Source organism: Erythrobacter sp. SCSIO 43205, assembly GCF_019904235.1.
Lineage (GTDB): Bacteria > Pseudomonadota > Alphaproteobacteria > Sphingomonadales > Sphingomonadaceae > Erythrobacter.
The window spans coordinates 738,801-762,749 of sequence record NZ_CP063202.1 but is presented as its reverse complement, the minus strand read 5'-3'; the positions used below and the strand labels follow the sequence as shown (position 1 = coordinate 762,749).

23 protein-coding genes and 1 tRNA gene are annotated in these 23,949 nt (G+C 56.7%); 11 read left to right on the top strand and 13 right to left on the bottom strand.

What is annotated here, in order from left to right; all coding sequences use genetic code 11:
• Positions 1-2: 2 nt before the first annotated feature.
• Positions 3-1,271 (bottom strand): acetyl-CoA C-acetyltransferase, encoded by a 1,269-nt coding sequence (locus INR77_RS03645; protein ID WP_223072572.1) that lies wholly within the window; start codon positions 1,269-1,271, stop codon positions 3-5.
• A gap of 143 nt (positions 1,272-1,414) precedes the next feature.
• Between INR77_RS03645 and INR77_RS03640 the strand changes: the two genes are divergently transcribed.
• Together INR77_RS03640 and INR77_RS03635 are read left to right on the top strand one after the other, a co-directional pair.
• Complete coding sequence (locus tag INR77_RS03640; RefSeq protein ID WP_255573912.1) at positions 1,415-2,176, top strand: crotonase/enoyl-CoA hydratase family protein; 762 nt, start codon at positions 1,415-1,417, stop codon at positions 2,174-2,176.
• 65 nt (positions 2,177-2,241) lie between these two features.
• On the top strand, positions 2,242-3,405 hold the full coding sequence (locus INR77_RS03635) for an acyl-CoA dehydrogenase family protein (protein ID WP_223072570.1): 1,164 nt from the start codon (positions 2,242-2,244) through the stop codon (positions 3,403-3,405).
• Between the two features lie 163 nt (positions 3,406-3,568).
• On the opposite strand, the gene INR77_RS03630 is transcribed toward INR77_RS03635, so the two are convergent.
• Both INR77_RS03630 and INR77_RS03625 read right to left on the bottom strand, forming a co-directional pair.
• Positions 3,569-6,169, bottom strand: coding sequence for a TonB-dependent receptor (locus INR77_RS03630; protein WP_255573911.1), 2,601 nt, complete (start codon positions 6,167-6,169; stop codon positions 3,569-3,571).
• Between the two features lie 213 nt (positions 6,170-6,382).
• The gene (locus INR77_RS03625; RefSeq protein ID WP_223072569.1) at positions 6,383-8,398 is read right to left on the bottom strand and encodes a TonB-dependent receptor; all 2,016 of its coding nucleotides are present in this window, start codon (positions 8,396-8,398) and stop codon (positions 6,383-6,385) included.
• Between the two features lie 125 nt (positions 8,399-8,523).
• Here INR77_RS03625 and INR77_RS03620 point away from each other — a divergent pair, with 125 nt between their 5' ends.
• On the top strand, positions 8,524-10,035 hold the full coding sequence (locus tag INR77_RS03620) for an NAD(P)/FAD-dependent oxidoreductase (protein ID WP_223072568.1): 1,512 nt from the start codon (positions 8,524-8,526) through the stop codon (positions 10,033-10,035).
• Positions 10,036-10,080: 45 nt separating this feature from the next.
• A complete protein-coding gene (locus INR77_RS03615) occupies positions 10,081-10,842 on the top strand; it encodes a molybdopterin-binding protein (RefSeq protein ID WP_223072567.1) in 762 nt (253 codons plus the stop codon).
• A gap of 35 nt (positions 10,843-10,877) precedes the next feature.
• Here the strand turns inward: INR77_RS03615 and INR77_RS03610 are convergent, their stop codons facing one another.
• Positions 10,878-11,192 carry a helix-turn-helix domain-containing protein gene (locus INR77_RS03610; RefSeq protein WP_223072566.1) on the bottom strand — a complete coding sequence of 105 codons (315 nt, stop codon included), beginning with the start codon at positions 11,190-11,192 and terminating at the stop codon, positions 10,878-10,880.
• A gap of 84 nt (positions 11,193-11,276) precedes the next feature.
• On the opposite strand from INR77_RS03610, the gene INR77_RS03605 reads away from it, so the two are divergent.
• Positions 11,277-11,666 carry an MAPEG family protein gene (locus INR77_RS03605; RefSeq protein ID WP_223072565.1) on the top strand — a complete coding sequence of 130 codons (390 nt, stop codon included), beginning with the start codon at positions 11,277-11,279 and terminating at the stop codon, positions 11,664-11,666.
• A 120-nt stretch (positions 11,667-11,786) separates the two neighbouring features.
• Complete coding sequence (locus tag INR77_RS03600) at positions 11,787-12,191, top strand: hypothetical protein (protein ID WP_223072564.1); 405 nt, start codon at positions 11,787-11,789, stop codon at positions 12,189-12,191.
• 123 nt (positions 12,192-12,314) lie between these two features.
• Here INR77_RS03600 and rplA read toward each other — a convergent pair whose 3' ends face one another.
• Together rplA and rplK are read right to left on the bottom strand one after the other, a co-directional pair.
• Entirely contained in the window at positions 12,315-13,007 is a 693-nt protein-coding gene (rplA, locus tag INR77_RS03595) for a 50S ribosomal protein L1 (RefSeq protein WP_223072563.1), read from the bottom strand.
• Between the two features lie 4 nt (positions 13,008-13,011).
• The gene (rplK, locus tag INR77_RS03590; protein ID WP_223072562.1) at positions 13,012-13,443 is read right to left on the bottom strand and encodes a 50S ribosomal protein L11; all 432 of its coding nucleotides are present in this window, start codon (positions 13,441-13,443) and stop codon (positions 13,012-13,014) included.
• 602 nt (positions 13,444-14,045) lie between these two features.
• Here rplK and INR77_RS03585 point away from each other — a divergent pair.
• The gene (locus tag INR77_RS03585) at positions 14,046-14,828 is read left to right on the top strand and encodes a hypothetical protein (protein WP_223072561.1); all 783 of its coding nucleotides are present in this window, start codon (positions 14,046-14,048) and stop codon (positions 14,826-14,828) included.
• A gap of 25 nt (positions 14,829-14,853) precedes the next feature.
• Here INR77_RS03585 and nusG read toward each other — a convergent pair whose 3' ends face one another.
• Both nusG and secE read right to left on the bottom strand, forming a co-directional pair.
• Positions 14,854-15,390, bottom strand: a complete 537-nt coding sequence (gene nusG, locus INR77_RS03580; RefSeq protein ID WP_223072560.1) for a transcription termination/antitermination protein NusG — start codon at positions 15,388-15,390, stop codon at positions 14,854-14,856.
• 39 nt (positions 15,391-15,429) lie between these two features.
• The gene (gene secE, locus INR77_RS03575) at positions 15,430-15,654 is read right to left on the bottom strand and encodes a preprotein translocase subunit SecE (protein ID WP_223072559.1); all 225 of its coding nucleotides are present in this window, start codon (positions 15,652-15,654) and stop codon (positions 15,430-15,432) included.
• A gap of 294 nt (positions 15,655-15,948) precedes the next feature.
• Here secE and INR77_RS03570 point away from each other — a divergent pair, with 294 nt between their 5' ends.
• On the top strand, positions 15,949-17,466 hold the full coding sequence (locus INR77_RS03570) for a sodium:alanine symporter family protein (RefSeq protein ID WP_223072558.1): 1,518 nt from the start codon (positions 15,949-15,951) through the stop codon (positions 17,464-17,466).
• Positions 17,467-17,920: 454 nt separating this feature from the next.
• On the opposite strand, the gene INR77_RS03565 is transcribed toward INR77_RS03570, so the two are convergent.
• Positions 17,921-17,996: transfer RNA gene (locus tag INR77_RS03565), tRNA-Trp, on the bottom strand.
• 114 nt (positions 17,997-18,110) lie between these two features.
• On the opposite strand from INR77_RS03565, the gene aat reads away from it, so the two are divergent.
• The gene (gene aat, locus INR77_RS03560) at positions 18,111-18,890 is read left to right on the top strand and encodes a leucyl/phenylalanyl-tRNA--protein transferase (RefSeq protein ID WP_223073395.1); all 780 of its coding nucleotides are present in this window, start codon (positions 18,111-18,113) and stop codon (positions 18,888-18,890) included.
• Here aat and INR77_RS03555 read toward each other — a convergent pair.
• The 4 genes from INR77_RS03555 to INR77_RS03540 all read right to left on the bottom strand — a co-directional run bounded on the left by INR77_RS03555 (position 18,791) and on the right by INR77_RS03540 (position 21,162).
• Positions 18,791-19,357, bottom strand: coding sequence for a DUF2155 domain-containing protein (locus INR77_RS03555; protein WP_255573909.1), 567 nt, complete (start codon positions 19,355-19,357; stop codon positions 18,791-18,793). The genes aat and INR77_RS03555 overlap by 100 nt on opposite strands.
• Before the next feature lie 16 nt (positions 19,358-19,373).
• On the bottom strand, positions 19,374-19,793 hold the full coding sequence (locus tag INR77_RS03550) for an NADH:ubiquinone oxidoreductase subunit NDUFA12 (protein ID WP_223072557.1): 420 nt from the start codon (positions 19,791-19,793) through the stop codon (positions 19,374-19,376).
• A gap of 155 nt (positions 19,794-19,948) precedes the next feature.
• On the bottom strand, positions 19,949-20,464 hold the full coding sequence (locus INR77_RS03545; protein WP_255573908.1) for a DUF192 domain-containing protein: 516 nt from the start codon (positions 20,462-20,464) through the stop codon (positions 19,949-19,951).
• On the bottom strand, positions 20,458-21,162 hold the full coding sequence (locus INR77_RS03540) for a regulatory protein RecX (RefSeq protein ID WP_223072556.1): 705 nt from the start codon (positions 21,160-21,162) through the stop codon (positions 20,458-20,460). The genes INR77_RS03545 and INR77_RS03540 overlap by 7 nt, the downstream gene beginning before the upstream one ends.
• A gap of 117 nt (positions 21,163-21,279) precedes the next feature.
• Between INR77_RS03540 and INR77_RS03535 the strand changes: the two genes are divergently transcribed.
• Complete coding sequence (locus INR77_RS03535; protein ID WP_255573907.1) at positions 21,280-23,046, top strand: fatty acyl-AMP ligase; 1,767 nt, start codon at positions 21,280-21,282, stop codon at positions 23,044-23,046.
• Positions 23,047-23,118: 72 nt separating this feature from the next.
• Positions 23,119-23,946: a hypothetical protein gene (locus tag INR77_RS03530; protein ID WP_223072555.1), complete on the top strand. Its 828-nt coding sequence runs from the start codon at positions 23,119-23,121 to the stop codon at positions 23,944-23,946.
• The last annotated feature ends 3 nt before the right edge of the window (positions 23,947-23,949 follow it).

The window sequence follows — 23,949 nt, the reverse complement described above, 5'->3', positions numbered from 1 at the left end:
CCTTAGTCGACGAAATCGTCGACGCGCTCGATGATGATCGCAGGGGCCATGCCGCCGGCTGCACACATGGTGACAAGGCCGCGTTTCTTGCCCTGACGCTCAAGCTCATCGACCATGGTGCCGATGAGGATCGAGCCGGTTGCGCCGATGGGGTGGCCAAGAGCAATCGAGCCGCCGTTGACGTTGACCTTGTCCCAATCAAGCTCGAGGTCTTTGACAAACTTGGCCGCGACCACTGCGAAGGCTTCGTTGATTTCCCAAAGGTCGATATCGTCCTTGGTAAGCCCTGCCTTCTCAAGCACTTTCTTCGCCGCTGGCACAGGCGCGTTGAGCATCAGCGTGGGATCATCGCCCATGTTGGCGGTCTGCACGATGCGCGCGCGCGGTTTGAGGCCATGCTTTTGCGCATAGTCCTTAGACGCGATGAGCACAGCAGCCGCGCCATCGACAACGCCCGAAGAGTTGCCCGCGTGGTGGAAGTGCTGGATTTCGACGTCCGGATACTTCTGGTTGATGAGGCCACGGAACGTCGTGCCTTTTGCATCGAGCGGAACATCGGCGATCTTGGTGAAAGCAGGCTGGAGCTCTGCCAGCGATTCCTTGGTTGTGCCGGGGCGCGGATATTCTTCACGATCGAGGATGACATTGCCATCATCATCGAGGACCGGAACGACGGATTTGTCAAAGCGCCCTTCGGCAATCGCGACCGCTGCGCGTTCCTGAGAGCGCACGCCCACCTCGTCCAACTCCTCGCGGGTGAAGCCCTCGATGGTCGCAATCGCATCGCCGCAAATGCCCTGATGGCTTTGCGGATGCTTGGCCTGAAGGCGCTCGTTATAGCTGCCCATCATCGGCGGTTTGAGCCCTGCTTTCATCTTTTCCTGGCTCATGGCCGAGGTAAGGCTCATCATCTCTGTGCCGCCGGCAACCACGCAATCTTCCATCCCGCTCATCACCTGCGCGGCTGCAAGGCTGACCGAGGTGATACCGCCGCCGCAGAAACGGTCGAGCGTGGTGCCGGACGAGGTGATGTCATAGCCCGCATCAAGTGCAGCCATCCGGCCAAGGTCGCCTGCCTGCATTCCGTCCTGGGTCGACACCGACCAGATCACATCATCGACTGTCGAGGTGTCTAGGCTGTTTCGCTCGGCGATGGCTTTCAGAACCGTTGCCGCCAGATGCTGCGGGTGGGATGCAGCAAGCGCGCCTTTGCCCTGTTTGCCGATCCCGCGCGGTGTGCGCACTGCGTCGATGATATATGCCTGTGCCATTCTCTCTCTTCCCTTGGTTTTGTCTTTTGCAAAAAATGCGGTTGACGGGTGCGTAAAGCGTCTGCACTCCTTACACAAGAATTGAGTTTCAATTTGAAATGCCAATTATGGCACCACGAGGTGTCCAAAGGGAGAGAGTACCTGTGAGCGAAGAAGTTCTTACCGAAGTCGACAATGGCGTGCTGATCGTCACGATCAACCGTCCCGAAGCCAAAAACGCCATGACCAAGGCCGCCTCCGAAGCGATTGCGGCGGCGATGGATCGCCTTGACGCAGAAGATGATCTGCGCGTCGGCATTCTGACAGGGGCCGGCGGCACATTCTGCTCAGGCATGGATTTGAAAGGCTTCCTTCGCGGCGAAAGTCCCAGCGTTGAGGGACGCGGCTTTGGCGGCGTTGTGCAAGCCCCTCCTGCAAAGCCTTTGATCGCAGCGGTCGAGGGATACGCGCTTGCTGGCGGTCTTGAGCTGATGATCGCGTGCGACCTTGTGGTGGCCAATGCGGGCGCGAAATTCGGCATCCCTGAGGCAAAGCGCGGCCTTGTGGCGGCGGCTGGCGGGGTGATGATGCTGCCTGACCAGATCCCTGAGCGGATCGCGATGGAGCTTGCTTTGACCGGTGATTTCATCGACGCTGCCCGCGCCTATGAGCTCGGCCTTATCAACACGGTGACCGAAGGCTCCGCGCTTGAGGGCGCGAAGGAACTCGCTGCCAAGATCGTGGCCAACGGCCCGCTTGCGGTTCGCGTATCCAAGCAGATCATCAAGGAATCGCGCGGCTGGCCCATGGATGAGCGTTACGACCGTCAGGGCAAGCTGATTGCACCTGTGTTCGTCTCCGAAGACGCGCGCGAGGGCGCAGCCGCCTTTGCAGAAAAACGCGCGCCCAATTGGAAGGGCAAGTGATCTTGGGGAGCGCGTCTTTCGCACGCGCTCCTTCGTAACTTAGCGGGATTTTAGGAGAGAGAGATATGCCCGTCATTGACGTGCCACAGCCCGAATTCATGGAAGACGAAGAGATCGCAATCTTCGCTGATGCCGTGGGCAAATTCTATCAGCAACACGCCCCCCAAAAACGCGTCCAGAAATGGCGCGATGAGGGTCAGGTGGAGCGCGAGTTTTGGAACGAAGCAGGCCAGGCGGGCCTTCTTGGCGTTTCGGTCCCGGTCGAATATGGCGGCCACGGCGGCGATTTTCGCCACGATATGGTCGTCATCGACCAGCAATCGAAGCACGATGTCGATGGCTTTGCAGCGAGCTTGCACAACACCATCATCCTGCCCTACCTCGTGCGTCACGGTACCGAGGAGCAAAAGCAGAAATATCTTCCCAAGCTCGTCACCGGCGAACTCGTCAGCGCGATTGCCATGACTGAGCCGGGCGTCGGCTCCGACCTTCAGTCGATCACCACGACCGCGCTTAAAGACGGCAATGGCTACCGCATCAACGGGGCCAAGACCTATATTTCAAACGGCCAAACGGCTGACTTCATCGTCGTCGTCGCCAAGACCGACCCGAATGAGCGCGCCAAGGGCATCTCCTTGATGCTGCTCGAAACCGAAGGCGCTGAAGGGTTTGAGCGCGGCAAGAAACTCGACAAGATCGGGCTTGATGCAGCCGACACATCGGAGCTTTTCTTCGACAATGTCTTTGTGCCAGCCGAAAACGTGCTTGGCGGCGTTGAAGGCAAAGGCTTTTACCAGCTGATGGGTGAGCTTCCTCAGGAGCGCCTCGTCATTGCCATGGGCGCGTGCACGGGGATCGAGAAAGCGCTTGATACCACGGTCGATTATGTGAAGAGCCGCAAGGCTTTCGGTCAGACCATCTGGGACTTCCAGAACACCCAATTCGTGCTCGCCGATCTCAAAGCGCGCGGCACAGCGGCGCGGGTGTTCGTCAATGATTGCATTGCAAAGCTTCTCAAAGGCGAGCTTGATGTCGCAACCGCGAGCATGGCGAAATACTGGTGCACTGAGCTGCAAGGCGAAGTCGTCGACAAATGCCTCCAGTTGCATGGCGGCGCTGGCTACATCAATGAATACCCCATCGCCAAAATGTACCGCGACAGCCGCATCACGCGGATCTTTGGCGGTTCGAATGAGGTGATGAAGATGCTGATCGCAAGGTCGATGTGAGATCGCACTCAATTCCAAACTTAAGAAAGGCGTCGCATTGATTTGCGGCGCCTTTTTCTTTGCGCTCGAACGCTGCCAAGGACTTCTCAGACTGGGCGTTGCGTAACAAAAAAGGCCGCCCGGTTTGTCCGGGCGGCCCTTTTTTGTTTGCTTGTAATCGCGCTTAGAACTTGGCGCGAACCACCACACCATAGGTGCGCGGCTGAAGCGAGAAGGCTGAACGAGCATTCGTTGCGCCAGTGTTGCGAAGGGTGGTGTTAAACGTGACCCCGCGGACCACCTCGTCAGTGAGGTTGTTGACGAAGCCCTCAATCGAATAGGCGCCGTCTGCAAACCGCAGACCAGCACGCAGGTTCACGAAGGCTTTGCCGTCCTGAACGTCACCGATGATGAGTGGCTGCGCTGCGACGGCCGCATCTGCACCCACCGCAGCAATCTGTGCCGCGCTGGGTGGCACGATTGCCTGTGTCGAGGTGCGCTGGTCACCTTCCATGCGAATTTGACCCGAAAGGAAAAACTCGGTCGTATCATTGATCGGTTTTTCCCAAAGCCCGCCCATGATCGCAACGAATTGCGGTGCGTTGGTCAGGTCATAGCCGCACAGCGACACAACCTGCGGCGCCGTTTGGGTGCCGGCACAATCATCAGGATAGCTCGCTTTGAGCACGGTGCCCGACAGGTTGAAAGTCAACTCAGGGTGAGGCTTGATTAGCGACTCAAGCTCGACGCCGCGAGATTCAGCTTTCGGCACATTGAAGGTCTGGAACGCCGTTCCCGTGAATTCGAGAACCTGGAAGTTTGAAAACTCCTCATAGAAGGCAGCGATGTTAAGGGTTACCGCATTGTCGATCAGGCGGCTCTTCAAGCCCACTTCATAGGCATCGACTTCTTCCGAAAGGAAGCTGGGGTCAGCCCCACCAACAGCAGCGGTCGTATCAAGGTTGATCCCGCCCGATTTATAACCATGCGTAAAGCTTGCATACACATTCACCGGAGCAGCGAATTCGTAGCCCAGATTGACAGTGTAGATGAGCTCTTCATCGTTAAAGTCAGTCTGGAAAGTGCGAACCAGCGGCAAAACGGCTGATGCCGGAAGGTCTGCTGGTGCTGTAAAACCAAAGCAGCCGAGCCCGAAGAACGCATTGCTTGTTGCCGTGATCGTTTCAGCCGGAGTGCCCGCCGGGAAAAGAGCAGGCAATGTGCCCAGCGACGCAAGTGTCGCTGGACAAATGTCGTTATTCACAGCCGTTTGCGTGAAGCCACCCGACTTATCCTCCCACGAATACCGCGCGCCAAGTGTCAGGTTGAGCCCGTCGGTGATTTCAAAGGTGTTATTTGTGAATAGCGAATAGCTTTTCGCGTCCTGCTGGAACCGGTTGGTGTTGGACGTGCCGGCAGGGCTGACCGGGCCGACACCTGGCGTAGCGCCAGTGAGGAGCTGGAACGGGGTCGGGCCAAAGGCACCGCCAAGGAAAGCGGCAGCGAAGTTCGCTTCGTAATCGTCACCCAGCGAAAAGCTCGATGATTGGTCGATGGTTTCATCGGAATAATAGGCACCGAAAATGTAATTCAGTTTCCCATCAAACGCCTCGCCCTGCAGCCGCAGTTCCGCAGTCCAGGTTTCAAGATCGAGTTCAAGCGCATCAACATTGAAGATATCAAGCGCGGTAAAATCGGTATCGTAATTCTCGAAGCTTTCATATTTACGATAGGAACCGATGAAGATCAGGTCGGCATTGTCCGAGATCGGAAATTCAATCTCGCCAGTGAAGCCATAGTTATCGATATCGGCGACCGGCGCGAAATTGGCAGCCGCGATACGGTTGTCGAGAGCATCTTCAAACTCGCTCTGACCAAACGGATTGGTTGAAGTAACAGGCTGGCCGTTCCCGCCTGCCGGATCGCGACCAATTGCAGCGAATGCGCCGCCGGTTACGATCGGCGCCTCATACAGTTGGATCGGGCTACAGCAGCTCGACTGGCTGTTGGAAAAGTCACCGATCAATCGCCCACGCAGTCCGCTTTCGGTTTCGAAGCCGAGCTGGGCACGGACCATATATTGGTCAACGTCGTTGGAATCGTCGAACGCAACACCATCGCCATCGACCAGCGTGATAAAGCCATCACGTTCGCGATAAGCACCTGTGACCCGCAGCGCGAGCGTATCCTCAACGAGAGGCACGTTGATCGCGCCTTGAAGGCTGATCTCGTCAAAATTGCCATAGCCTGCGTTGACGAAGCCACCGAAGGTATCGAGCTCAGGACGCTTGGTTACGATGTTAAGCGCACCAGCAGAGGTGTTGCGGCCAAACAGAGTGCCTTGGGGACCGCGCAGAACTTCGACCCGTTCAATATCAACAAATTCGCTCAATGCGACGCCGGGACGCGATTGATATGCGCCGTCGATGAAGATCCCGACCGCGCTTTCAAAACCGATGTTGTTGGAGGTTGTACCAACACCGCGAACACGCAGCACGACAGAACCCGATGCAAGCTGCGCCTGCGATGAGGTGAAGCTCGGCGCCAGCGAAGTCACTTCCTGAATGTTGTCAACGCCCTGGTTGTCGAGCGCTTGTGGCGAGATCGCCGTCACAGCGATAGGAATGTCCTGAACGTCTTGCGCCCGCCGTGTCGCGGTCACGATGATGACGCCATCATCCGCCTCTGGCGCGGCGAGCGGCTCATTGTCTTGAGCAAATGCTGGAACTGTAAATGAACTGCAGGCCATCAGGCCGGCGGCATAAGCCGCAAGCTTACGTGTCATATTCTCTCTCTCCACTTCCGCCTGACTTTTTTGTCAGTACGGTTCCCTGAGGATGGAGACTATCAGCGCTTTTTCCCCTGCCAAGAGACTTGAGCAAGTTAACGTAAGTGTGATGCAAATATGCCACATTTTACGCTGCAACGCAGCATTAATGCGGTTTTGCGCAAAAAGGCCTAATTTTGTTTCAGACGGCCTTGCCGGGCCAAGATGGTGCTAAAGGTCCAGCCGCACCCCCAGCCACATGGTTCTCGGCACACCAAGATCAATCGCGCCGCCTGAATTACGGGTGACGATCGTTTCATCAAACAGGTTTTCGGCCCGCGCGACGAGCGAGATTTCATCCGTCACGCGCGCTTGCACAAACAGGTTGAGCGTGGTGGCAGCGGGCAGGACGTCTGTCTCCTGATCATCCTCGAACTGCGCACTCACATGGCGCAGCGTGCCAGACAGGCGCACGCCTTCCGCAGGTTCCCAGCCAAGCGTTGCCGAGGCTGAGAATTTGGGCGTTTGCGGCGGTCGATTGCCATCAAGCGCAATCGAGGCCCCTTCCCCGTCGATTGTTGCATCGGTGTAGGCAAGCGAGGCATCAAAGCTGACACTGCCGAACTTGGCGGCGAGCCCTGCCTCAATCCCTTTCGCATCAATCGCTGGCAGGTTCTGCCGCTGGCGCAGGTTTGGCTCCAGCGTCACATTGGCAATTGCGTTTTTCACCCGGTTGTCAAACGCGGTCAGCGAAACGAATACATCGCGCGACAGGCTCCAATCGAAGCCCAGCTCAAAGCCCTCCAGCCGCTCGTTTTCAAGCGCGGCATTGGCCTGTGTCACAACGGGGAAGACCACGAAGGGGCGGTAAAGCTCGTTCAGTGTCGGCAGGCGCATCCCGGTGTAGGCCGCCGCTCTTACATCGAGCCCGCGCGCTGCTGCAATCGAACCGCCAAAGCGCCAGCTCACCGCCCAATCGCTGCGATCAGGAGCAAGGCTCTCGCTCACCACAGCGCCCGCAGGATTGAAAGCACGGAAAAAACCATCCTCGATTTGCGTGTAGTCTGCGCGAAGACCGCCATTGAGCACCAGCGGGCCAATCGACCAATCGTCCTCGACAAACAGGCCTAGGTTGGTGTTCACTCCGCCTGCGCGCCGGCTCTCGCGCAAACTTCCGGTAAAGGCGCTGAACGCATCTTCCTGAAGCTCGCCGTCCGCGCGGCGGTAATCGGCCCCGATCCTGAGCTCATGCCCCTCTGCAACCGGCGGGCGCAGCTCGAACTTTGCGCCAAGCCCGGTTGAGGGTGTGTCGCGCTGATCGAGCACAGGCACAAAGCGGGTCGAGCTGATGATGATATTGTTGAAATTGCGCGCCTGAACATAGGCGAGCGCGTCAAACGCCCAATCGCCCCGGCCAACGACCCTCAGGCTCGCATCCTGCCCCTGATGGTTCGAATCCGCGCCTTCAAAACGAAGCGTGCGGTCATCGCTAAAGGCGCTCGCCCGGGCGTGCAGTTCGATATCGGGTGTAATCGGTGCGACTGCGCGAAGCCCGACTTGCCAGCTGTCGAAAGCGGCGCGCGCGCTTGCGGGCACGCGCTGCTCTTGCGGAGCGGTAAAGAACCCCTGCCCCCGGTCCCATCGTCCGCTTACCACCGCAAAGCCTGCGCCAAGGTCTTGCGTTATGGCTGCGCTTGCCTCTGTCTCCTCGCGGTCATTGATCAAAAGGCTCGCCGCCGCGCGCCCAAGCACCTGTGGCCCTGCGCTCTCAAGCTCGATCGTGCCCGCCAAAGCGCCCGCGCCAAACGGACCCGAACCGCCCCCGCGCGTGACCCGAATGCTCGACAGCGTCTCAGGCGCAATCGCTGACAGGGGGATATAGCCAAAGAACGGATCGGCAATCGGCACTCCGTCCAAAAGCACGAGCGCCCGGCTCGTCGCATTGCCGCCCAGCGCGCGCAGCGTTACCCCTTGCGCGGTCGGATTGGACGAACGGCTGTCCGAACGGCGGAATTGCTGGAACCCTGCGACATTGGACAAAACGTCTTCCAACCGCCCCGATCCGGTCGAGACAATCGCCTCGCGCTCAATGGTGGTCGAGGAATAGACAATCGTTGAAAGAGCAGGCTGCAGCCCTTCGCCTGTGACGATGATCTCGCCACTTTTTTCATCCTCCTGCGCCAAAGCGGTGGCGGGGAGTGACAGAGCAAGGATGGAACAGGCGCTGAGCCGTAACAGGGTTTTCATGAGCCCAGCGCCTAGCGCTTTCGCCAGACTGCACGCAACCCAAAGTCAGTTGCTTTTTGCAATGATGACTCGCTTTTGATTATGGTGTGTGGTTAGATTGCGCCAACTGGAGAGAGAGAAAACCTATGCTAGCAACACCAGCTGACTTTGACGTCCTTATCGTTGGCGCGGGCATTTCCGGCATCGGCATGGCTGCGCATATGCAAATGAAGTCGCCCAATCATAGCTATGCCATCGTGGAGCGACGCGAAAATCTGGGCGGGACGTGGGATTTGTTCCGCTATCCCGGCATCCGTTCTGACAGCGATATGCACACACTTGGCTTTGAGTTTGAGCCTTGGCGGCATGAAAAAAGCATCGCTGATGCACCTGCCATTCTCGAATATCTCAACAAAATTGTCGATGATCGCGATATTCGCAAGCACATCCGCTTTGGCCACAAGGTCATCAGCGCCAATTTCCGCGAAGACGAAGCGCGCTGGCACGTCGAGATGGAATTGGATGACGGTTCGCGCAAGCATATGACCGCCAACTTCCTCTATCTGGGTTCGGGCTATTACGACTACGACAATCCGCATGATGCAGGTTTTGAGTTGGGCGCATTCGAAGGCGAAGTTGTCCACCCGCAATTTTGGCCGGACGACCTCGATTACACCGGCAAAAAGGTGGTCGTGATCGGCTCTGGTGCAACCGCTGTAACGATCGTTCCATCCATGGCGGACAAGGCAGCAAAGGTCACCATGCTTCAGCGCACGCCCACTTGGATGTTTGCGCGTTCGGCCAAGGATGGCATCGCCAACTTCCTGCGCAAGATCCTGCCTGACCGCGTCGCCTATGCGATCACGCGGTTCAAGAACATCAAGCTGCAGGATCTTTCCTTCAAAGCCGCCCGCAACAAGCCTGAGAGAGTTAAAAAGGCGCTTTACAAAGGTATCGAGAAGGCGCTTGGCCCGGGCTATGACAAAGCGACCTTTACCCCGCCTTACAACCCGTGGGAGCAGCGCCTTTGCCTCGTGCCGGACGACGATCTGTTCAAAGCGATGAAATCGGGCAAAGCCGACATCGTGACCGATCACATTGAGGCGTTCGAAAAGAACGGGATCCGCTTGAAATCGGGCAAGTTCCTTGAAGCAGACATCATTGTGACCGCCACCGGCCTCAAGCTCGCCATCGCGGGTAAGATCGCGGTCAGCGTCAATGACGAACCTGTCGATTTCTCGAAGCGCTATTACTACAAAGGCTGTATGTATTCCGACCTTCCCAACCTTGCTGTCGTGTTCGGTTACATCAACGCCAGCTGGACGCTGCGGGCCGACATCAATTCCGATTATGTGTGCCGCGTTCTCAACGAAATGCGCCGCCGCGGGGCCGATGTGGTCAACCCGGTCATGACCCCAGAGATAAAGGCCAATATCGTCGATGAAGACATATTCGGCGATTATTCCAGCGGCTATCTTGAGCGGGCCAAGGACATCAATCCCAAGAATGCGACCGAGTACCCCTGGCGACTGAATCAGGAATATGTGGTCGACAAGAAACGCATGATGAATGATCCGGTCGATGACGGGATTCTGGTGTTTTCGAAAGCTGGTGCCAACGCAAGGCAGGCGGACGAGCAACTTGAGGCAGCAGAGTGACGAAAGAGGCTTTGCGTTAGGGACAGTTTCGCTTACCTCACGCCTATGACTTCTGCTGAAAAAATCTGGACCGCAGGGCTCGTCATTATCGGTGACGAGATCCTGTCGGGCCGCACCCATGACAAGAACATCGGGCAAATCGCGACCTGGCTTCAGGTGCAGGGCATTCGCTTGGCCGAAGTGCGCGTGGTGGCCGATGACGAGGAAAGAATCGTCGCGGCCGTGAACGCTCTTCGCGCAGAAAACGATTACCTGTTCACCACCGGCGGCATTGGCCCAACCCATGATGACATCACAGTCGATGCCATTGCCAAAGCCTTGGGCGTGGAGGTGGTGATCCACCCGGAGGCGCGCTCTATCCTCGAAGGATATTATTCGGGCCGCGGAGGACTGAATGAAGGCCGCCTTCGCATGGCGCGTGTGCCTGATGGGGCTGAGCTTATCCGCAATGAGAAATCAGGCGCACCCGGTATTCGTCACGGCAATATTTTCGTTATGGCTGGCGTCCCGCACATCGCAGCAGGGATGCTCGATGCGCTCACCGGCCAGCTTGAAGGCGGCGCGCCGCTGATCTCGGAAACAGTGGGTTGCTGGACGGCTGAAAGCGAGGTCGCAGCCCTGCTTCGCGAAGTCGAAGAGGCGCATGAGAATTGCCAGATTGGTTCTTATCCGTTCTTCCGCGAAGGCCGAGTGGGCGCGAATTTCGTGATCCGTTCAACCGATGCGGAAACGGTGAAGAGCGCGGTCGATAGCCTCACCGATGGCCTCGCAACCAATGGCTTGGATTTTACGCCCGGCGGTATTTAAGCGAGGGACTAACAACCTCGTCGCATCCCTAAAGATTATTCGTATTTCTCGCCCCATTCGTGCATCGCGGCGAGTATTTTGCCCATGGCTGCTCCCTTTTCGGTCAGCACATATTCTGCCCGAGGCGGGTTGTTCTCATAGAACTCACGTTCGAGAATAGCAGATTGTTCCAGAAGCTTGAGCCTGTGCGATAGCGTATTGGGCGCGATCCCAACCAGCGCATCTTGCAAGTCCTGAAAGCGCCTGCGCTTATGGCGAAGCATTTCGCGCATAATCTGTGCAGTCCACTTGGAACCCAAGAAGACCGCCGTACGCGAAATCGGACAAAGTGGGATGTCATGTCTGTCCATAGAGGCTCCATAATCGTTCGTTCGCAAATTGACTACTAACTACATTTTCTGTAGTTACTTCATCTGATTTCGAGGGAGGTATCTATGTCGATAGAAATGTGGTCGATCGCAGTGTTGTCGTTCATTCTGCTGGCCATCACAATGGTTCAAGGCGGCTTGGTCCCCGCGACTCAAGGATTGCGGTGGGGGTTGGGCAGTCGCGATGAACCGCTTGAGAAAAGCGTCATGCAAGGCCGTTTTGCCCGGACCGTTCAAAACCATGCCGAAGCCATGCTGATCTATGTCCCGCTGATGGGGCTGGTTATTGCCTTGGATAAGACGAACTCGTTCACACAGATTGCCGCTTGGCTGATGATCGCAGGACGGTTGGTCTTCACGTTGTTCTATCTTACTGGAACTTTCGGCTTGCGTTCGGCGGGATACGCTATGGGCCTTGCCGCAATTTTCATTACCGCCTGGCACTTGGTAACCTAGGGACTGCCCTTTCCCTTTCTTCAATCCTAGCGGATGTTTCGATGCATCAACGGATGAAATGCAGGCCTGCTTGTTCGCCAAGTTGGCTGTGGTAAACCCTCCTTCAGTTGGAGGGACAATATGACAGCATTCAATAACTTGCCGAGCATTCTGCTTAACTACCGCATTTGGGTTGGGCTCCTCGCGATCCTCATTTGTGCAGGCACATGGACCGTGGATTTGCTCGATCTCGTTTATAATTGCCCCTATTGCCGGGCGCAGCGTTCGGTGATCGGCCTACTTGGCCTGCTTCTCCTCGCCCCGAATTTGCGGCACTGGCTGGTGCGCTATCTCTCGGCCGTGTTCGCCGTATTTGGGCTTGGCGTTGCAACCACTCAGCACTTTGGAGGCTATGCCCGGATGAACAAGGGCGAATTTGAGTGGGGCGAGATGTGGTTCATCAATCCGTGGCTGCTATCAGGCGCTGCGATTTTCATTATCACAGGGCTGGTTCTCTTGATCTGGACAGAGCGCTCCGGCGGTTAGGACCAAGCGGGAAGATTATGAAAAAGGGGCCGAAAGCAATCTGCTTCCGGCCCCTTTTCAAATTGTGTCGAAGTAGGAAAGCGGTGTCTTTAGTTGCGATACCGCTTCCGCACCTTGAGCGCCTTACGCTCCTTCAACCTCGCTCAGGTCAACCTTAAGGCCCGGGCCCATGGTCGAAGTCAGCGAAACCTTGCGCACATATTTGCCTTTGGCACCCGATGGCTTGGCTTTCACAACAGCGTCGGTCAGCGCTTTGAAGTTTGCTTTGAGCGCAGCGTCGTCAAACGAGAGCTTTCCGATGCCAGAGTGGATGATGCCCTGCTTCTCAACACGGAACTCAACCTGGCCGCCCTTGGCGTCCTTGACGGCTTGCTCAACGTTCGGGGTAACCGTGCCAAGCTTGGGGTTTGGCATAAGGCCTTTTGGACCAAGCACTTTACCCAAACGGCCCACAACACCCATCATGTCAGGGGTTGCGATCACGCGGTCATAGTCGAGGTTGCCGTTCTGCATATCTTCCATGAGATCTTCAGCGCCTACCTTGTCAGCACCGGCGGCAGTCGCTTTTTCAGCGTTTTCGCCGCGTGCGAATACAGCAACCTTCACGTCTTTACCCGTGCCCGATGGCAGCGAGACCATGCCGCGAACCATCTGGTCAGCGTGACGTGGGTCAACGCCGAGGTTCATTGCAAGCTCAACGGTTTCGTCGAATTTCGCTTTGTGCTCACGCAGCGTCGCGATGGCTTCGTCCACGGTGTAGAGCTTCTCAGAGTCCATCTCTGCACGGACTTTTTGCTTTTTCGTCAGTTTCGCCATGGGTTTAGCCCTCCACCACTTCGAGGCCCATCGCGCGTGCGGAGCCTTCGATGATTTTGACAGCAGCGTCGATGTCGTTCGCGTTGAGATCTTTCATTTTCGTCTCAGCGATTTCAGCGAGCTGTGCGCGGGTGATTTTGCCAACCTTGTTCTTGTTCGGCTCACCTGAACCCGATTTGATCTTCGCCGCTTTCTTAAGCAGGTAAGATGCAGGTGGGGTTTTGGTGGTGAAGGTGAACGAGCGGTCTGCGTAAACCGTGATCGTGGTGGGGATCGGCGCGTTCTTCTCAAGGTCCTGTGTGGCAGCGTTAAACGCCTTACAGAATTCCATGATGTTCACACCGCGTTGACCCAGAGCAGGGCCGATTGGCGGTGACGGGTTTGCGGTGCCAGCAGGCACCTGGAGCTTGATGTAGCCCTCAATCTTCTTGGCCATGAAAAGGCCTCCTTTTCTCACTATTCTCCGGTTCGTGTCGATCCGAAGTCATGTTAAGCGGTCAAACGGCTGACTTGTCGCCAACCTCCCGCACGGGAATCGCGCCATAAAACGCGAAGGCGTGCACATAGCGTTTTGTGTGCGCGATGCAAGGCAAAACACCTCGTGCGCTCCATGCGTTTGAGACACTTGAGACACTGTTCAGGGGCGGAAAATCTGCTCCCTCCTGCAAGGCGGCCCCAAATGGCAGCGATAAAGAGGAAATTCGCGTTTCATTTGCCCCATTTAGGCGGCCTGAAACCAGTAGGAAAATGTGGCTATCGGGGCGTCTGCTTGGCGCCTTTCTTAGCCTTTTTCCGACGTTCAACCTCAAAACTCGGTAGCCGCATCCCCTTGGTCCGCGAGGTGAGGTGGTATTGGTGGCACAGCTCGCACTTGTATGCGCGCAAAGGGTCATTAGCGCGCTCCGCCACATCCTCGGCCGCTTCGCGCGTGGCAAAACGCTTCTTGCGATTGCAGATTCGGGGACTTGTTTTCACTGGCGCTCCTTTCGCGCAATTGCCTTGCGTGATATGAAGTCAAACGCAAGCAAGGGGGGCTTCATGTCAGAAAACACCGGTAACTCTGCAGGCAGCGCAAATGAAAGCTCGTTTGGCGGCGCGCTCAAAGCGATCCTGACGACAATAATCGGGCTTGGCCTATTGTTGTTTGGTCTGGTTGCCGTGATCCCGGATGAGGCAGGCACAAACAGTTCGATGCTTGCCATCGGCGCATTGCTTGCAGCCCTTGGCGCAGGTCTTGTCGCCTCTGTGCTTCTGCCGCACACAATCGAAGTGAACGGTGAAAAAATCCAGCCGCTTGGCGTGGATGTCAAAGCAAGCGGCGGCGCTGCTGTTTTCCTGATCGCTTTGGGCTTTATCTATCTCAGCAATGGGCAATCCATCGAGGCGGCCAAAAATGCCTCAAACGGCGGCGAGACTGTCGCTGCAGAGCAGACCGAGACGAGTGTCGGTTCAGAAGATGGAGCGCTTGCCGCAGAAATCAGCGATGCCGACGAACCATTTGAAGAGGAAGAGTTTACCGAAGACTGGAGCGAGCCGGAGGCTGCGATACCGCTTGATACAGCGCCGCCTGCCGCTGCCACCTATGTTCCCGGGCCCGGCTATCTCAACAATCCGTATAACGACACCTATTCGATGGCCCCGGGCCTTGTCAGGGCACGCACCTATTGCAGCACGTGCTGTCCAATGGGGCCGCAGATGTGCGCGCAGGCAGGTGGCGCTGCCTCATATGACATTATGGAAGCGGGCCAGGCAGCCATCGCGCTGTGTATCCAGCGCGCAGGAAACCCGGCGACCTGCACCGCGAATGTGGAGCAGTTTTAGATTAAGCGTCGCCTAAGCGAAGACCTTACTTGACCAGTTCGACCTGTTCAAAGTCGAGTTCAACCGGCGTTGCACGGCCAAAGATCGAAACCGAAACTTTGACCTTCGCCTTGTCGAAGTCGAGCTCTTCGACCACGCCGTTGAAGCTGGCAAACGGTCCATCGAGCACTTTGACGCTGTCGCCGATTTCATAGTCGACGCTGATGTCTTGCTTGGGTGCAGCTTTCGCTTCCTCCACGCCGCCAAAGTAACGCGCAGCTTCGCGCTCGGAAATCGGCTGTGGCTTGTTGTTGTTGCCAAGGAAGCCCGTCACCTTGGGCGTGTTCTTCACAAGGTGATAAATGTCATCGTTCATGCGCAGTTTGGCCAGAACATATCCCGGCATAAATTTACGCTCGACCTGAACCTTTTTGCCGCGCTTTACTTCGGTCACGGTTTCGGTGGGCACTTCGATTTCTTCGACGCCTTCAGACAGGCCAAGGCGCTCCGCTTCGGCGATGATCGCTTCTTTGACCTTGTTTTCAAAACCGGAATAGGCGTGGATGATGTACCAACGAGACATGGAAATTTGTCCTTGAAATATCGCGCTTATGCGTTTGGCTTAGGCAAGCGTCAGAAGGAAGTTCACAACAGCGTTGAACAGGCTGTCGACACCGAAGAAGAACAGCGCGAGCACGACCATGAAGATGAAGACGAAGATCGCGGTGCGAACCGTCTCTTCGCGCGTCGGCCATACGACCTTGCTGGTTTCGGTGCGGACCTGATTCACAAATTCAGGAATCGAGGTCTTGCGCTTTTTGTCGTGAGCCTTGGGCGTTTGGGCCATGTGCCTGATCTTTCCGCTACACTTGGGTGTCGTTCGTTTTTTCCGGCTTTCAGGTAGGGCTCATCGCCGCCAGGAACAAGGTCTTGGGCTGGCTCTAAGTACTACCAATGTCGGAATTGAGTCGCGAATTACGGCGAAAAGCCGCACTTGGCAAGTCACTTGGCCTGCAAATGCAACCAAAGTGTCATTTACGCTGGCATAAGCTCCCCCGCCGCTCTAGCGTGCTCGCTTTCCAATACGGGTTGATGGAAGCAATCCGTCTTCAGGGACGCAAATTTAAGGGGATAGCCACACATGGCTGCAGACGTATCAGGCGCGGAAGCTTGGATCGCGCCAATTACCAATGTTTCGGATTTCATCTGGGGCGGCACATGGAACGGGGACACGATCATCCCGTTCCCGCCTATGACAATCATCCTGCTCGGCATCGGGCTGTGGATCATGGTTGGCCTCAAATTCTATCCGCTGAGAAACCTTGGCGCAGCGTTCAAAGGCTTGCTGACGAGCCGCAAGGGCGAAGGTGATGGCGAGATTTCGCCATTCGCAGCGCTCTCAACCGCGCTTTCTGGACAAGTTGGCACAGGTAACCTGGCCGGTGTCGCAACGGCAATTGCGCTTGGTGGTCCAGGTGCAATTTTCTGGATGTGGATCACCGCCCTTGTCGGAATGGCATTGGCTTTTGCTGAAGGCTCTTTGTCGATCCGATATCGCGAGACGACCAGCGATGGCGTGAAGCGTGGTGGTCCAATGACCTATATTACCATGGGCCTTGGCACGAAGTGGACATGGCTGGCGGTGGTTTTCTGCCTTGGTACGCTGTTCTCTGCACTCGTGACCGGCAATTCTATTCAAGCGAACGCAGTGGCAGATGGTTTGCAGGAGCTTTTCGGAATTGAAGAGTGGCTCGGCGGAGCGATTGTCGCCGGGCTGGTATTTGTCGTTATCATCGGCGGCATCAAATCGATCGGCAGCGTGGCCGAAAAGGTCATTCCTTTCATGATGGTTGCCTACATCATCATGGCGATCATCGCTCTGATCATTAACATCGCCGATATTCCAGAGACGTTTTACCTGATCTTCTACAGCGCCTTCAATCCATCGGCTGCCGTAGGCGGGTTCGCGGGCGCGGCGATGATCATGGCGCTGCGGGCTGGTGTGGCGCGCGGACTGTTCTCGAATGAGGCGGGTCAGGGTTCAACCGCGATTGCACACGCGGTCGCGCAAACCAACGATCCCGAGCAACAAGGCCGCATGGCGATGCTCGGCACGTTCATCGACACCATCGTGATCTGCACCATGACAGCGCTGGTCATCCTTACTGTTCGCGGCGACTTTACCGCGGGCGGCGAAGCGGTGGCCCATGCGTGGCAATCCGACCGGGTTGGTTTCGAAATGACCAGCGGCGCTTTTGCCGCAGCTTTCCCGTTCGAGATCGCAGGGATAGCTATTGGCACACTGGTCGCATCGACCGCGCTGATCCTCTTCGTCTTCACCACGCTCCTGACCTGGAGCTATTACGGCGAGCGCGCGATCACCTATCTTTATGATCGCATCCCCGGGTCAAGTCGTGGTGGCGAGAAAATCCTGCACATCGGTTGGCGCGTATTGTGGTGCGTGGTGATCTTCCTTGCCGCCGCCCAACCATCAGAGCTTGTCTGGCGTCTCGGCGATATTTCCAACGCAGCGATGGCGCTGCCGAACCTGCTCGCCCTGCTGCTGCTTTCAGGCGTGGTGTTCAAGCTTGCTCAGGGCGACAAGACCGCCGGTGAAAACCACCATGTGGAAACACCCGAAGAGCCGGAAGAATATTGATCGGTTGATAGATGAAAGGGGAATGGAGGCGCTTTACTCGCAGAAAAGCGCCTCCTGCCCCCAATGTTTAAGCAGCCTTCAAGCGGTTGCGGACCCTGCCATATCCATTGCACCTATGACCGGGCCGCACGCTGAACCACTGACCGGACTTGACGCCAAGCCGAAGGCAGCGAGCCAGCGGATCAAGACAATGGGGTGAAAGTTCTTACCCCCCAGTTCGAAGCTTTCATCACGGGGTCAAGCGAGAGAGTGTCTCGGCCCTTGCCTCAGTTGAAGCCCCCATTGCCTCGAATCGCTAGGCTCATGCGGCATAATGACGAGGTGGAGCGAGCGGCTCTGTGCAAATTGGCACATCCGGAAAATTACCTGCGTTAGCGTCAGGCGCGCAGGGCACGGCAAAACGGGCTCAAGACCTAGGGGTCTTAAACCTCAAAATATCGCCGTTGAAAGGAAATGGCAGGGGTGACAGGATTCGAACCCGTGGCCCTCGGTTTTGGAGACCGATGCTCTACCAACTGAGCTACACCCCTACGTGGAAGAAGGGCCTTTAGAGCGAGGAGCCGCGTTAGGCAAGCGCTGCATTTACCCGTTTGGTCGAATCTTGGCTGACGCAGATCACTCTCGCTGGTAAGCGCCCCCTCGTCATGCACTCGCCCCACCACCCGGACCAGAAGGCTCCCATCCCGGTTGAAACCTTGCTGCTGGCCTATCGCAGCGGCATTTTCCCGATGGCCGACAACCGCGAGGACGATGAGATTTTCTGGGTCGAACCGCGCGAGCGGGCGATTATTCCTCTGGAAGGGCTGCACGTTTCGAAATCCTTGCGCAAAGTTCTGCGCTCAGATCGCTATCATGTGACGATGGACCGCGATTTTGAAGGCGTGATGCACGCCTGTGCGGCTCCGCGTCCGGGCCATCCTGAAAGCTGGATCAGCGGGCGCATTGTCGACAGCTACACCGGGCTTCACCGGGCAGGCTATGCCCATTCGATCGAATGTTGGGATACACAGGACGATGCCCCCCCGCGCCTTGTCGGCGGGCTTTATGGCGTATCCTTTAATCGGGTGTTCTGCGGGGAAAGTATGTTCAGCCGCGCAGATAATGCGAGCAAGGTCGCGCTGTGCTGGCTCGTCGCTTGCCTCAACCGGGCTGGTTACAAGGTACTCGATTGCCAGTTTATGACCGATCATCTGGCGAGCATGGGTGCGGTCGAGATGCCGCAAAAGGCCTATCTCAAACTGGTTGATGGCGCGCAAGGGATGCCGCAGGCTACGTTAGCTCAAGCGTTTGAAAGCTTTGTCAATCCGGCTAGTGCTGGCGTCGACTATTCTTCGCCAGCCTCTTCATCAGAGGGCACAGAAGGAGCTTCGAGCGGCGGCTCACCGGGAAAGCGCATCGCGCAATCCTTGACCCAGACATCGTAGACCGGGTGTTCAACCACGTTGAGGCTGGGGTTTTCCTTAAACAGCCAGCCTGAAAATACGCGGCTGTGCTCATCCTGACCGCGCTCAAGAACGTCGAGTTGAACAAAGGCACCGGTTTCTTCGGGAAATTCGTAAGGCGCGGTGCGCTCGCACGCTTCAAGCCGCACGATCACCTGTCCTTCTTCCACCGTCTCGCCCGGCCGCATGAGCAAGTCTTTGCTAACATTATTGCGTTTGTTGAGAAGGCCGATGGTTGCGATGCGCTCTGCCATCGGGGTGACACCATCGGCATCCTCGGCCACCAAGAGAGGGTCCGAAGCTGTCTCAGCTGAGCTGGGCGCGGTCTCCTGCTGTTTCTGAGACTGCTCTTGCTCCTCGGTGCTATCGAAGAGCGAACTCACATCCTCGCATCCGCTAAGCGCGAGCGCTGCGAGAGGTGCGATGAAAAAGGCGCGGGAAAGGCTCACCAATGATGCCTTGAGCTTAGCCTTCCGGCGCCCACGCTTCATAATCGCCATCAGCCTTGGCGCGTTTGCCGCCGCGCTCAATCATGCCTTGCGGCAGGTAAGCGTTCGGTGTGCCGGTCGCGTTGGGCGTGTAATCGGCTTCCCACACCTTAGCAGGGGGCAGGTGGCTTTCAGGCACATCGTCAAACGCCCCGTGGAGCCAGCCGTGCCATTCGGACGGCACGCGGCTTGCGTCATTGGGGCCATCATAGATTACCCAACGGCGCTCTTTTTGCGTGTAAGAGCCAGTGTTGGGCCCATCCTTGCCTTTGGAACGGTAATATTTGTTCCCTTGCGCATCAGTGCCAACGTGTTCGCCGCCAACGCGCGAGGACCACAGATGCGTACCCAAGGTCGCACCGTCCCACCAGGTGAAAATTTTGCCTAAGATTCCCATGAGCAAGGCCGTTAGCGGATTAGAGTGGTGAGGCCAAGATAAAGGTGAGCCCAAAACGGTTTCGACCGAAACCGCAAGGGCGACCGCCCGCCCGCAGCGGCGGCAGCTTGCCTGCCCGTCAAGCGAGGACGAAGCCGCGGATGCGGCTTCGCAAATCAAAGAGTCGCATCTTCCGGTAATTCGAATTCGACAATGTCACCCGGCGCAATGCCGAGCTCTTCGGACAGACCCCCGCGAATTTCAAACACAGCAATCGACATCCCGCGCGAGGTCACGCTTTCCAGCGAATAGGGGACGCCCGCTTCGATATTGGTGATGCGCTTGTTGGGGCCGATAAAGATGATGTCTAGCGGCAGCGGCGTGTTCTTCATCCAGAAACTGCGAAACTGAGGCGAGTAGGAGGGGAACAGCATCCCCTCATCATCACCCATTTCGTTGCGGAACATCATACCCCTGGCTTGCTCTTGCTGGCTCGCGGCAAGCTCGGTTTTGAAGGTGTGGCGCGTATCGCCGCTGACAATGGTCACCTCCATCAGGCGCAGACCCGCCTCGGAATAGCCGGAGTTTTCTGCGACAGGTGCAGGAGCAGGCGTGCTTTCCTGCGCCGAAGTGCCGCCCGGCGAGCAGGCCACCAAAGCCATAGCCGCCAATGCTGTTGCCAGTCTTACCATTCGCCCGGTCCTTCACCTTCTTCGTCTTCGGCTTCGATCAGCCATTCGTCGACAATTTCTTCGTTTGCCGCATCGAGTATGAACGCTGCGTGTTCATAGCTGTGGCCTGCGCGAAGCATGGCGGCAACCTGTTTCTCGCGCCGTTTGTGGACGATTTCCGAAGGCTCCTCTTCATCAGCTTCGATGCCGAATGGGCCAAAGCGCCGTTTCTTTGCCAGAAGGATTGCCGCACGCCTTAGCGTCGCTTGTGATGGCGCTGTGTCCTGCTGCGTCATTTCATCCACACCTGCGGCCCATAGCGCCTGAGACACCCGCCGCGCCCCGTACCCGCGCGCAGTAAGGTCGCGCGTTTTGGAGCGGGCATAAGCTTCATCATCAACATATCCCAGCTCAACAAGACGCGCGACAAGCGCGCTCACGTCAAGCGTCTGAATGCGGCCATCGCCATCCTCAGCAACCCCTCTTTCCCGAATTTTTCTAAGGAGATAGCCTTCGAGCTTCGCCCCCGTGGTGGCAAAGCGCGCGGCATAGGAAAGCGCCAGATCGCGCAATGACGTATCGTCCAGCGGCTTTGCTTTCTTGCGTTTCCTTGCGCCGGTACGCCCGCGCCGCTCACGCGCGATGCCGGGTGTTTCTTCGCCCGGAACCGACGCATTTTCGCGACAGTTTGATGACGTTTTGCTTCCCTCTGCGCTCATTTCGCCTTATTCGTGCCACAGTCCTTTAGAAATGGAAAAGAGAAATGGCTCATTGCCTGCGCATTTGTGCGTAGGGGCCGCAGGATTAAATCACGCGCGCTTGGACACGCGCTACAGATGGACGGATTTGCAAGCACTATGATTGAGGCTGACACCGGGGCTGCTCTGACACCGACGCCGAATGACTGTGAATTGCCGCGAATCCGCGCCCAGTTCGCGACCTTCAACGAGGCGATCGACTACGCCGCGAAAAGCGAAAAGGGCCTGAATTTTCACGATATGCGCGGGAAGCTGGAACGGGTTTATCCTTTTGCCGAGATGCGCGAGGATGCGCTGCAAATGGCCTATCGTCTGATCGCCTCTGGCATCAGGCGTGAGGATCGCGTCGCCTTGATCGCAGAGACTGGTCCTGATTTTGCCGCGCTGTTTTGTGCCTGCGTTTATGTCGGTGCATGGCCTGTGCCCCTGCCCCTGCCCACCACTTTTGGCGGCAAGGAAAGCTATATCGACCAACTCGCGGTGCAATTACAAAGCTCTGATCCGGTTGTTTTGATTTACCCTGAGGAAATCAGCGAGATGGCAGGCGCCGCAGCTGAGCGGCAGGGATGCAAAGGCACCAGCTGGCAGGATTTTGCAAAGCTTGATGCGCCTGAGGCAGAGCTGCCTACAGCATCGCCAGACGACATTTGCTATCTGCAATATTCGTCGGGCTCGACGCGTTTTCCAACGGGCGTTGCGGTGACGCACGAGGCGCTGCTGCATAACCTTTATGGTCACTCGACCAGCATGAATTTGGGCGAGAACGATCGCTGTGTCAGCTGGCTTCCGTGGTATCACGATATGGGGCTGGTCGGCTGTTTCCTGTCACTCATCGCCAACCAGGTGTCAGGCGATTATCTCAAACCCGATGCCTTTGCGCGCCGTCCGCTCGCATGGCTCGACATGATCAGCGCGAATAAAGGCAACACGCTCTCCTATTCGCCGACCTTTGGCTATGACATTTGCGCGCGCCGCATTTCCAGCCAGTCCAATGTAGAGGAACGTTTCGATCTCTCGCGCTGGCGTGTGGCGGGTAATGGCGCGGACATGATCCGCCCGGACGTCATGCAAAGCTTTGTGAACGCCTTTGCATCCGCAGGGTTCAAGGCGAGTGCCTTCACCCCGTCCTATGGCCTTGCCGAGGCGGTTCTGGCGGTCACCGTCATGCCTCCGGGTGAAGGGATCAAGGTTGAGCTGGTCGAGGAAGAGCGTCTTTCAGGAACGCCCCGCGACATCTCGCGCCCTGCCCGATACCGCGCGATTGTGAATTGCGGCAAGCCATTGCCCGATATGGAAGTGCGCATCACCGGCGAGAGCGGAAAGTCGCGCGAAGACCACCAGATCGGCAAGGTTTGGTGCCGCGGCCCGTCGGTCATGCACTCCTATTTCCGCAACAAGGAGGCGACCGATGATTGCCTCGTCGATGGCTGGCTCGACACAGGCGACATGGGCTACACCGCGGATGGATACCTCTTCATCGTTGGCCGCGCCAAGGACATGATCATCATCAATGGCAAGAACCATTGGCCACAGGATATTGAATGGGCGGTGGAACAGCTGCCCGGCTTCAACCATGGCGACATCGCTGCCTTCTCGCTTGAACAGGAGAATGGCGAGGAAGCGCCCGCCGTACTCGTCCACTGCCGTGTCTCTGATCCGGTTGAGCGCGTCAAACTGCGCGAGGAAATCGCTGACAAGGTGCGCTCTGTCACTGGCATGAGCTGCGTCGTGGAACTTGTCCCCCCGCGCACATTGCCCCGCACCAGCTCAGGCAAATTGAGCCGCGCAAAGGCGAAGAAGCTCTATCTCGCAGGCGAAATCGTACCGATTGATCTGGCGGCTTAAAGGTTAACAGTTTGTAAAACTTCTTGCACCCCTATGCGAACAATCTACTTCTGATTTCGCAAAAAGGGGGGTATGATGAAATATACAAAGGTTTTTTATGCCGCATCACTGGCTTTTTTAGTTACCAGCTGCGGACCCGCATTTTATGGGCCACCTCGGCCTGTACGGCTTGCCCACATTGACGGCTCTGTAAATGCGAATGAGTTCATTTGTGATGAAATAGGCAATTTCAAGCCTACAAGAAACTCAAGTGCGACCGTTGAACGAAACAACCAGGGATACAGTTTTTCTTCTTCCGTTTGTCGATCTCTAAGAGCCAAAGAATCCGATCTTATCGATGAAAAAGTTGCCGCCAAAGATATGGTTGATAGCGGGATCACTTTGGTGAAGACGCGTTGCTCCGATTTTTTTGCAGCTAAACGTGGCAATCAGACAAAGGCTCGACTTACTCGTAGTCTTCTCCAGCCACTCACTGTGGCAGTTACGAGTACGTTTGCTGTGATCAATTTCGGCGGTGAAAATGGTGAGCAAAAGCAGAGCGACGCTCTTGCGCTGCTTGCAGCAGGCAACGCCTTAGCAACAGCAGGATTGGATATTTATGAAGATCAATTCCTTTTTGGGGCTGAGAACGTGACATCTGTCGAGCAGATGACGATGCGTGCGTTGGCTGCTCATGAACAGGCAATCCTTTCCTCGGAAATACCTTCTTTCAATGTCGGTGTAAGACGGTTGATAGACCATCAGTCGATCTGTTTGCCTGGGAATATTCTGGACCTTGTCAGGCAATCTATTGATGATGGAGATTTCCGTGCTCGTAAAGTTACTCCAGAAGGCGCTCCAGTTAATGTTGAATTGGAAGGTGATCAGGAGATTGAGCTCAATCAGCCCCCTGTCGATTAATAA